The 10,403-nt window shown below is 34.5% G+C and carries 12 protein-coding genes; 5 read left to right on the top strand and 7 right to left on the bottom strand.

The features are described 5' to 3' along the window. Positions 1-50: 50 nt before the first annotated feature. From trxA to H603_RS0104740, 5 genes are all read right to left on the bottom strand, one after another. Positions 51-356, bottom strand: coding sequence for a thioredoxin (trxA, locus tag H603_RS0104760; protein WP_026707502.1), 306 nt, complete (start codon positions 354-356; stop codon positions 51-53). Continuing rightward, positions 353-571, bottom strand: a complete 219-nt coding sequence (locus tag H603_RS0104755) for a hypothetical protein (RefSeq protein WP_026707501.1) — start codon at positions 569-571, stop codon at positions 353-355. The genes trxA and H603_RS0104755 overlap by 4 nt, the downstream gene beginning before the upstream one ends. Further along, positions 568-1,356, bottom strand: coding sequence for a methyltransferase domain-containing protein (locus H603_RS16500; RefSeq protein ID WP_051219175.1), 789 nt, complete (start codon positions 1,354-1,356; stop codon positions 568-570). The genes H603_RS0104755 and H603_RS16500 overlap by 4 nt, the downstream gene beginning before the upstream one ends. Next, positions 1,349-1,648 carry a DUF202 domain-containing protein gene (locus H603_RS0104745; protein ID WP_026707500.1) on the bottom strand — a complete coding sequence of 100 codons (300 nt, stop codon included), beginning with the start codon at positions 1,646-1,648 and terminating at the stop codon, positions 1,349-1,351. The genes H603_RS16500 and H603_RS0104745 overlap by 8 nt, the downstream gene beginning before the upstream one ends. A 165-nt stretch (positions 1,649-1,813) precedes the next feature. After that, positions 1,814-3,226 (bottom strand): MBL fold metallo-hydrolase, encoded by a 1,413-nt coding sequence (locus H603_RS0104740; protein ID WP_026707499.1) that lies wholly within the window; start codon positions 3,224-3,226, stop codon positions 1,814-1,816. A 229-nt stretch (positions 3,227-3,455) separates the two neighbouring features. Between H603_RS0104740 and H603_RS0104735 the strand changes: the two genes are divergently transcribed. Beyond that, positions 3,456-4,787 carry a cytochrome ubiquinol oxidase subunit I gene (locus H603_RS0104735; protein ID WP_026707498.1) on the top strand — a complete coding sequence of 444 codons (1,332 nt, stop codon included), beginning with the start codon at positions 3,456-3,458 and terminating at the stop codon, positions 4,785-4,787. Between the two features lie 5 nt (positions 4,788-4,792). Further along, the gene (gene cydB, locus H603_RS0104730) at positions 4,793-5,869 is read left to right on the top strand and encodes a cytochrome d ubiquinol oxidase subunit II (RefSeq protein WP_026707497.1); all 1,077 of its coding nucleotides are present in this window, start codon (positions 4,793-4,795) and stop codon (positions 5,867-5,869) included. A 157-nt stretch (positions 5,870-6,026) separates the two neighbouring features. Here cydB and H603_RS0104725 read toward each other — a convergent pair whose 3' ends face one another. Together H603_RS0104725 and H603_RS0104720 are read right to left on the bottom strand one after the other, a co-directional pair. Next, a complete protein-coding gene (locus H603_RS0104725) occupies positions 6,027-6,812 on the bottom strand; it encodes a sulfite exporter TauE/SafE family protein (protein WP_026707496.1) in 786 nt (261 codons plus the stop codon). A 73-nt stretch (positions 6,813-6,885) separates the two neighbouring features. Continuing rightward, entirely contained in the window at positions 6,886-7,509 is a 624-nt protein-coding gene (locus tag H603_RS0104720; protein ID WP_026707495.1) for a Crp/Fnr family transcriptional regulator, read from the bottom strand. Between the two features lie 295 nt (positions 7,510-7,804). Between H603_RS0104720 and H603_RS0104715 the strand changes: the two genes are divergently transcribed. The 3 genes from H603_RS0104715 to H603_RS0104705 all read left to right on the top strand — a co-directional run bounded on the left by H603_RS0104715 (position 7,805) and on the right by H603_RS0104705 (position 10,205). Continuing rightward, positions 7,805-8,116 carry a rhodanese-like domain-containing protein gene (locus H603_RS0104715; RefSeq protein WP_026707494.1) on the top strand — a complete coding sequence of 104 codons (312 nt, stop codon included), beginning with the start codon at positions 7,805-7,807 and terminating at the stop codon, positions 8,114-8,116. Positions 8,117-8,168: 52 nt separating this feature from the next. Beyond that, positions 8,169-9,749, top strand: a complete 1,581-nt coding sequence (locus H603_RS0104710; RefSeq protein ID WP_026707493.1) for an NADP-dependent glyceraldehyde-3-phosphate dehydrogenase — start codon at positions 8,169-8,171, stop codon at positions 9,747-9,749. A gap of 114 nt (positions 9,750-9,863) precedes the next feature. Continuing rightward, complete coding sequence (locus H603_RS0104705) at positions 9,864-10,205, top strand: GMC oxidoreductase (protein WP_026707492.1); 342 nt, start codon at positions 9,864-9,866, stop codon at positions 10,203-10,205. Positions 10,206-10,403: the final 198 nt, after the last annotated feature.

Below are 10,403 nucleotides of genomic sequence, written 5' to 3'. Positions count from 1 at the left end.
CCTACAAGAAGCATTTGTTCTTGTAGGGCTAATTTAATAATAGTACAATTCTAAGAGTTGCTTTTTTCTAAAATAATTTTAAGTATGTCACTTTTTTGAATAACCCCAGATTGTCTCCATAATTGTTTTCCGTTTTGGAATAATATCATTGTGGGCACTCCTTTTACTTGATAATGAGCAGCTAATTGTTTATTAGTATCTACATCAATTTTAATGATAGAAATGCGATCTCCTAAATCGTCTTTGACTTCTTTAAGAATTGGGCCTAATATTTTACATGGTCCGCACCACGTGGCGAAAAAATCAATTAAGACAGGCTTGTCAGAATTGATTATTGTATTGAAATTTGTACTCATAATTGTCTTTTTTTAGCATAGTCTACTTGGCAGCTATTTGTTTTACATCCCGTATTAAATACCACTTGAAATAAAAAGAAAGCAGCTATAAAAGCAAACGTAGCTAATTGATAATAAATTGCTTGTTGTATGAAGAAAATTGCGATTAGCAAACGGATCCAGCGCATGCTGTGCCAATTTGTAAATAGTAGCTGTTTTACTGACGTTAGTTTCATACGACTGTTTTAAATTGTACTCCGTTTAAATCAAATGCATTAGATAGGTTTACTTCTTCTGTACTTACTATGAGAACTTCATTAGATAAAGTGTTTACACTAATATTTATGATCTCTAAACCAGTAGTAATTGTCGTCACATAATCTGTTAAAACTAAATTTTGATTTTCGACCATTATCACTGTAGCATAAACAGCACTATTTTTCTTGAACTTAATAAAAACTTCTTTATCAGCGCGCGGTAATACAGAGTTTTTTGCTGTTTCTAACGTCAAAATTTCGAAAGCCCCTTCAAATAACGATTTGTAAAATGCTTCATCCCCTCCAAAGGGTGGTCCGCCATCAAATGTTCGATCGAATAATAAGCCTGCTAGCAGCCCGTTTTTTTTCAAAAGTTGATGGGTTTTAGCGACATATTGCTGACGCACTTCTGGCGGTAGGGCACAGAAAAATGTTTGCTCAACGATCAAATCATATTCACCCTGGTGTTTGAAAAAATCTCCTAAGATGACTTCGATATGCAAATTGGTTGCAAATTTATTTTGAATAATCTTAATAAGCGTAGGCGCAATATCGATCACAGTAATATTTGTAAAACCTTGATCTAATAAATAAGTAGCTTCATAAGTATTGCCACAGCCAGGTATTAAAATAGCGATATCTTTATCTTCAATTGCATCGAAAAAATCTTTTAAAGGAGGTGAAATTGTACCAAGATCCCAGGCAGTGGTATTGTTTTTATAATGATCATCCCAAAAATTTTGATCTAACATTTCGTTACTCATAGTATGCTAATTTATAATCACCAATGTGCTTCTTGTTTTCTTGAATTTTTTTTCGATGCTTGACAAAATTGACAATGCCTGATATCAAAATTAAAAATGAAATAGCATAAAAAGCCAGTTCAATTAAAAAACTATTTTCAATTTGCAACACATTTCTCGTGCTTAGACCCGCTACAGCAAAGTACATTGCGGTGCGTAAAAATGCTAGAATGGTGGTTTGATTAGCCAGAGTGGTTCTTTGTAAAGCTAAGCTTTCCCTTAAAATTAATTTTTTATCTATTTGGTCATTCATATTTTAATTTAATAGTATTTCGAGCCTTTTTAGCTGCTTATTTCGAAAGCTGTTTATAATGGACAAAAATTTATAAAGTTACCTGTAATTATTTACCAGCTAGCGATACGTTTTTTTTGTACCAATAAAATTATAAAATTAAATTGGATTGGTTCTTCAATTTGATTACAATGTTTTACTCTGACAAACGAAATCAGTTTTTGGTATTGTTGTTTGTGCAATAGCATTAAAACCACCTTCAATCTCTTTAAAGTTTCTAAAACCTCTAGCTTGTAAAATAGAGGCCGCAATCATGCTGCGATATCCACCGGCACAATGTAAAAAGAACGGTTCCTTAGGATCGATATCTTTAACCCAGTCATTGATATTTGATAATGGCTTACTGTATGCTTCGTCAACATGTTCAGCTGCGTATTCTGATTCTTTACGAATATCTATTACTTTACTTTCACCAATTTTCACTTCGTTTTTGAATTCTTCAACAGTGATTCTATTTACAGTATCCGTTTCTTTTCCAGCTTTGGCCCAAGCCTCAAATCCGCCATCAAGGTGACCAATTAAATTATCAAAGCCTACTCGGCTCAATCGCGTTACTGATTCTTCTTCTTGACCTATTTCAGCTACAAGAATAATCGGCTGTTTTACATCAGCAATTAAAGCACCTACCCAAGGAGCAAAATCACCTTCGATACCAATATTTATTGATTGTGGAATAAATCCTGTGGCAAAAACACCATTTTTACGAGTATCGAGAATTAATGCACCACTATCTTCGGCGACAGCCTCAAATTCATTTACAGCAATGGCTCTCATACCATTGTTTAAAACCGTTTCAAAGCTTTCATATCCTTGTTTGTTCATTGCTACATTCATTCCAAAATAAGCAGGAGGTGGCAATAATCCATCCGTTACTTCTTTAATGAATTCGGCTTCGGTCATATTGGCTCTTAAAGCATAGTTGGTTTCTTTTTGGTTCCCAATAGTTCCCACTGTTTCTTTGCTCATGTTTTTCCCGCAAGCGCTACCAGCACCATGAGCAGGATAAACAATCACATCGTCAGCAAGTGTCATTATTTTGTCTCTTAAAGAATGGTACAATGTGGCAGCTAATTGCTCTTGAGTCATGTGTGCTGCTTTTTGAGCTAAATCAGGTCTACCTACGTCACCTATAAATAAAGTATCTCCAGAGAAAATAGCGTGATCTTTACCATCTTCGTCAATCAGTAAATACGTGGTGCTTTCCATTGTATGACCGGGAGTATGCAACGCTTTTATCTTGATTTTTCCAATAGTAAATTCTTGTCCGTCAGTGGCAATAATGGCTTCAAATTCCGGATTTGCTGTTGGTCCATAAACAATTGGAGCGCCTGTTTCTTTACTTAAATCGACATGGCCCGAAACAAAATCAGCATGAAAATGAGTTTCAAAAATATATTTTAGTTTAACATTATCTCTTTCTAATCTATCAAGATAAGGTTGCACTTCACGAAGCGGGTCAATAATTACTGCTTCATCGTTTGATGTGATATAGTATGCACCTTGTGCTAAACATCCTGTATATATTTGTTCTATTTTCATGATAGTTTTTTTTAATTATTATATAGCAAAGGTAATTGTTGTCTTTTTAATGGAGCGTGACTAATGTTACATTAATAACAGTTTATTATAGAAATTGCTTAATACAAAGCTATTACAATTTTATATAACAAACCATGATAATTATCAAGGTTAAAACTAGCTTTTATGTGACCTGAGTTACATTAATTGGTTAAATTTACGGGTAGCTTTACAAAAAAAATATAGCAGTATGGAAGAAATGCTTTTTTACGATAGAATGCAGTTTGCATTCACGATTACTTTTCACTACCTCTTTCCGCAATTAACAATGGGCTTGTCATTAATCATTGTTTATTTTAAATGGAAATTTTTAAAAACCGATGACATAACATACAATAAAGCGACTCATTTCTGGATGAAAATATTTGCATTGAATTTTGCAATGGGTGTAGTGACAGGAATCCCAATGGAATTTCAATTTGGAACCAATTGGGCTAAATTTTCGGAGTTAACAGGTGGGATCATTGGGCAAACTCTAGCCATGGAAGGAATGTTCTCCTTTTTTCTCGAATCCTCATTTTTAGGAATGTTTCTTTTTGGAGAAAAAATCATAGGACATAAATGGCATTTTGTCACTGGACTGCTCATATTTACAGGTTCATGGGCAAGTGGTTTTTTAATCATAGCGACACACTCCTGGATGCAAAACCCGGTGGGGTATGAGATTCTTGCCAACGGAAGATTTGTTCTTAACAACTTTAGTGCTTTATTTACAAATCCTTGGCTGTGGCCTTCTTATTTGCACAATCAAGCAGCCTCATTAGTAACGAGTTCGTTTGTAGTAGCAGGAATTGGAGCACTGTACATTTTGAGTAAGCGAAATATAACATACGGTAAATTATTTCTAAAAACAGGAGTGATATTTGGTTTGATTTCGAGTCTTATTGTGGCAGTACCTACGGGAGATTTATTGGCTAAAAATGTGGTGAAATACCAACCAGTAACTTTTGCAGCAATGGAAGGAATTTTCCATACGGAAGAAAAAGGGGCCGAAATTGTCTTAATAGGGCAACCTGACGTGAAAGATAAAAAATTAGATAATAAAATTGCGGTTCCTAATGTATTGAGCTTTTTGACTTATGGGAGTTGGGATACTACGGTAAAAGGACTAGATCAATTTGATGAGACCATCCATCCTACTAATATATCCGGACTTTATTATGCCTATCATATTATGGTAGGATTAGGAACGCTTTTTATAGGTTTGATGTCCTTAGCAGTTTTGCAATTAATTAGAAAAAAACTCTTTGAAACTAAGTGGATTTTGTGGGCCTTATTCTTTATGATGCCTTTCCCTTATATTGCAAATACAACTGGCTGGTACACTTCAGAGTTAGGAAGGCAACCTTGGTTGGTTTACAATTTACTGCGTACATCTGCAGGAGCATCACCTACAGTTTCATCTGGTAACACGCTGTTTACTTTGTTGGGCTTCGTGGGACTGTATATGTTGTTAGGTTTGTTGTTCCTGCTATTAGTGGGTAAAATAATTAAAAATGGTCCAGAAACTGTAAAAAAATAAAGATTATGGAATTCTTTTGGTATGTTGTTTTAATGGGGATTTTAGCTGTCTATGTCATCTTAGACGGTTATGATTTTGGAGCAGGAATTATTCACTTATTTTTTGCAAAGACAGAAAAAGACAAAAAAGCAATTACAAATGCTATAGGTCCGTTTTGGGATGCAAATGAGGTGTGGCTAATCGCTGCAGGAGGTGTCTTGTTTTTTGCTTTTCCAACTTTGTATGCATCATCTTTTAGTGGCTTCTACTTGCCGCTTATGATGATTTTGTGGTTGCTTATCTTTCGTGCAATTGGTTTAGAACTACGCGGACAAATTCATAATCCTATGTGGGAGGCAGTTTGGGATAAAGCATTTGGAATCGCGAGTCTACTATTAGCATTGTTTTTTGGTGTTGCTTTAGGTAATGTGGTTCGCGGTGTTAATTTAGGTATGGTAACTAATGGTGTTTCTACTCAAGAGGCTCACTTTTTCTTTTTGCCTTTATGGAATCCTACTTTTAGTCCGCAAGCTGATCAATTGGGAATTATTGATTGGTTCACCTTGTTTTTAGGAATTGTAAGTGTAGTTGCCTTGATGATTCATGGCGCTAACTGGATTATTTATAAAACAAATTCAGATATGAATACAAAGTTAAGGGAGGTAGTTTTTAAGCTTAATTTTGTACTAATGGCACTGGTTGTTATTTCATTATCAATTTGGCACAAAATTGAACCGGAACCCTTTCACAACTTTTTAGACAATCCGTTATTATGTGTTTTTCCTTTGATGTGTTTTGCAGGTATGTTTGGTTTATTAAAAGTTAAGACTTATCAGCATGACGGTGCCGGGTTTTTATTCTCCAGCTTGTTTTTACTAGGCGGTTTTACATCTACGGCAGCATCTATATTTCCTAATGTTTTACCTTCTACAAATAATGTAAATCCTTCATTGACAATCTACAATGTCGCTGCTGATGATTATGGCTTATCAGTTGGCGTCTATTGGTTTGCAATAGCGCTTGTGTTAGTAATCACATATTTCATTATCCAATACAAAGTTTTCAGCGGAAAAATGGATGATGTAGGCTACGGGGAACACTGATATAGATTATTGTTTCATATTTTGACTTCATATAAATAAAATGCCCTTGAATCATAAAGAAATCAAGGGCATTTTTACTTTTTTTTTGGCTCAAAGCCAAAGCAAACGTCTTTCAAACTATAAGAGTGGTGGTTTTGTATGCGTTAATTATTGCGGTTTAAAAGAAAATTTCTTTTGTGATGATATAAATCCCCATAACTAATACAAACCATCCAAAAGCAGGCTTTAGCTTAGCGCCATCAATTTTTTTAGATAATTGGGTTCCTATCAACAAACCTACAATCGCCATAATCGAAATAATAAAAAGTAATTTGTAATCTAATGGGACACCTCCTAAGACATCTCCTCCAAAACCAATTAGAGAGTTGATGAATATGATAAAAAGCGAAGTTCCTACTGCTTGTTTCATAGGTAGGTCAGCAAAGAATAAAAGTGCTGGAATGATTAAAAAACCGCCACCTGCACCTAAAAAACCAATAATTAAACCTACTAAAAAACCAACTATAGCAAGCATTTTATAATTGACCTCGGTACACTCTTTAATGCTTTTATTTTTTTTAATCATTGATATTGACGTTGCAATCATTAAAAAGGCAAAGACGACCATGATTAATAAATTCTTTGTGACTTCAAAAGATTCTATGAAAAATAAAGTATCGGGAATTAAATGAAGCACCATTTTTCTAACAAACAGTAGCGAAATGATAGAAGGGATTGCAAATACTAGGGCTGATTTAATTTTTAAATTCCCTAATTTATAATGACTGTAAGACCCTATCATTGCCGTGAAACCTACAATAAATAAGGAATAACTTGTGGCCTGTTCTGGGTGAACATTAAAGAGATATACTAAAATGGGTACAGCAAGTATAGATCCACCGCCACCTATTAATCCTAATGATAGACCAATAATTATTGAAGCTAAATAACCAAGAATTTCCATTTATAAAATTTTATTACAAAGGTTAGTTGATAATTAAAAATCCACAGTAACATTTATCACATAATGAAATATTTTAGAGTAAAGCAATGTGATTGCGGTGCAAACTAACCAAGCCACGTTGCTCCATTTTTTTTAGCAATCTAGAAATCACTTCTCTGGAGGTATTCAATTCGGTTGCAATTTCTTGATGTGACAGTTTTAAATCCTTACAGCCACAAGCTTCAGCATGTCTTTTTAGATAAAATTCTAGGCGTTCATCCATTGCTCTAAAAGCGATATTATCAACGACTTCAAGTACTTCTTCAAATCTAGTTCGGTAGGTAAAAATCACAAATTCATACCAGCTGCGGTGTTCCATCATCCACTTATCCATGAGCGCAAGCGGAACCATTATTAACTCAGCATCTTCGACTACTTTAGCCATGATTTGGCTCGTTTGACTTTTTGTAGCACAAATCATAGAGACCGCACAGGCTTCACCAGGTTGAATGTAATACATGAAAAATTCACCACCATTTTCTCCTTCGCGATAAATTTTTATCTGTCCTTTAGTAAGTAGCATGGTGTGATTAATATATTGGCCAGTGCGCATCAATACATCACCAGATGTGCTGGATTGCTGTATGGCATTTGCGACAATCTCTTTAATTAATTCTTTAGAGAAATTGGGGAATATTTTTTTTATTTCCTCTTCCATATAATCTTGATTTTTAATTCTAAATAGCGGTATTATGGTAAATATACGGCAATAATTTTTTTCGAAAGCTTATTTTACAACAAGCTTCACAGTATAAATAATAAGGACTACATATGCTTTTCATTGTCGGTTCGCCTATGGATTTAGTAGGTATTTTTGAATAATTATCAGTCTAAATTCTAATTGGCTGATTTTTAATTAGAAGCGAAATCGTTTTCTAGACATTATTATTTAATTCACAATTTGTTAGTTTTAAGTTAGCAAAAAACATCGTATTTTTACAAAAAAGAACATTATGGATTTAACACAACAAGACTGGATATCTCAGTTAGAAGCTGATGAAAAAGCAGTAATATTAGATGTACGTACAGAAGATGAATTTAATGATGGAATCATTGAAAACGCGATCAATATTGACATACATAAAGGACAAGGTTTTATTGCAGAAATTGAAGCCTTAGACAAGGATAAAAATTATTACGTTTACTGCCGTTCAGGAGCTCGTAGCGGAAAAGCTTGTGAAGTGATGAACGAATTAGGATTTAAAAATGCCTACAATTTAGCTGGAGGCATTTTAGCTTGGAATGGTGACGTAGTAGCACCATAACAACAAAGGGGCTAAGGCCTCTTTTTTTATTATTATAACTAAAAACAAAACTATGAATACGATACCAGAAGAATATCAAATCAAAGGTTTATTAAACCAAGATACTTATCTATTAAATGGAGAATTAATACAGTGGGAGGGGCAAACAGCTCCTGTTTTCTCTACAATTTCTTCAACCGAAGAATATTTGCCTACCATCTTAGGTTCAGTTCCTGCAATGGGAGAAACGGAAGGATTAGCGGCTGTAGATGCAGCAGATAAAGCCTATAATAACGGACAAGGTTTGTGGCCTACCATGAAGGTAAAAGATCGTATAAAATGTATGACGCGCTTTGTGGTACAAATGGAGGCAACACGCGACGAGGTTGTAAAATACTTAATGTGGGAAATAGGAAAAACCTTAGGAGATTCTCAAAAAGAATTTGATAGAACAGTTGAATACATCTATGATACCATTGAAGATTATAAAAAATTAGACCGTGATAATGCCAAGTTTACTAAAAGTCAAGGAGTAAATGCCATGGTTCGTCGTGGACCGCTAGGAGTTGTATTGTGTCTAGGACCGTACAATTACCCATTAAACGAAACTTTTGCGTTACTAATACCTGCTTTAATAATGGGTAATACCGTAGTTTTCAAACCAGCTAAGCACGGAATATTGGTTATTTCACCGTTATTAGAAGCGTTTAAAAACAGTTTTCCAGCAGGTGTTATTAATATTGTCTACGGTAGAGGTCGCGAAGTTGCATCGCCTATCATGGCTTCGGGTAAAGTGACGGTTCTTGCTTTGATTGGGAACAGTAAATCTGCTATTGCGTTGCAAGACCAACATCCTAATAAAAACAGACTGCGCTTAATTCTAGGGCTTGAAGCCAAAAATCCTGCGATTATACTTCCGGATGCCGATTTAGACTTGGCAATACAAGAATGTTTAGCTGGAACATTATCTTTCAACGGACAACGCTGTACTGCTTTAAAAGTGCTTTATGTTCATGAAAATATCGCAGTAGAATTCAACAAACGATTCGCTGCTAAGGTTGACGAATTAAAGTTTGGAAACCCCTGGGAAAAAGGTGTTTCATTAACACCACTTCCTGAAAAAGAAAAACCAGCATACATTCAAGAATTAATTGATGATGCCACTAGCAAAGGAGCAAAAGTTATTAATGAAAAAGGTGGGCAACATGCTCCTAATTATATTTTTCCAGCGGTATTATACCCCGTAAATAAAGAGATGCGTATTTATCACGAAGAACAGTTTGGACCAGTAATTCCTATATTGACTTTTGATGATATTCAAGAGCCATTGAATGATATGGCTGAGTCTAATTACGGCCAACAAGTGAGTTTGTTCGGTAAAGATATTAAAACATTGGCACCACTTATTGATACATTAGTAAACTTAGTTTGTCGTGTGAATTTAAATAGTTCTTGTCAAAGAGGGCCAGACATTTATCCATTTACAGGTCGTAAAGATTCTGCTGTAGGAACATTAAGTATTCATGATGCCTTGCGTTCGTTCTCTATTAGAACTTTTGTTGCTTCAAAAGATAATGAATACAACAATGAAATTTTACAAGCCTTATTAAATAGCGATGAATCAAATTTTATTACTACTGATTACATTCTATAAACAGTAAAACATATATTGTAAAGCCTTCTCCATTTTAAAATAGAGAAGGCTTTTTTAATTTGATGCAGTCGATCGATAGTACTTTAAAATTTTAAAAAAAACTATTTTGGCGGTATGTCCGCTAAGGTATGCTCAGGTGTAAAACCAACTTCAGATATACCGGAATCTATTTCGTTAAAAAAAAAATATAGCGAAATAATAGGAGGGAAGCCCACCTCATTTGTTTTAGAGTCTATTGCCGGAATTCCGTCTACAGCTCAGGTGCAAAGAGGTGCTGTGATGGGCGCAGACAGGAGTAAAAAAGTAATTAGTAAAAACAATGAGGTTTTTCGGTATAAAAACATGTTGGTTATAGACGGGGCTATGATATCAGCAAATCCAAGAGTGAATCCGTCGTTATCGATTACCGCAATCTCCGAATGGGTAATGTCTCAAATAAGAAATAAAGAAAAATGAGTTAATCAGTAATAAGTATTATTTAACTATTTTATTACTAAATAATTACGTATTTTTATTAGATCATTTGAGATCAGTGTAATTTAATACTCTAATATTAAAAAGAAAGTGAAAATAACAAAAAGTGCCGTACACGAGAGGCTGCATCGTGCGCCTTATTATAATCACGCCAGACTACATTTTATTCCTAACATCATA

The sequence above is a fragment of the Flavobacterium frigidarium DSM 17623 genome, from assembly GCF_000425505.1.
Classification (GTDB): domain Bacteria; phylum Bacteroidota; class Bacteroidia; order Flavobacteriales; family Flavobacteriaceae; genus Flavobacterium; species Flavobacterium frigidarium.
Note: the sequence above shows the minus strand (reverse complement) of the source record. Positions and strands in the feature narration are given on the sequence as shown.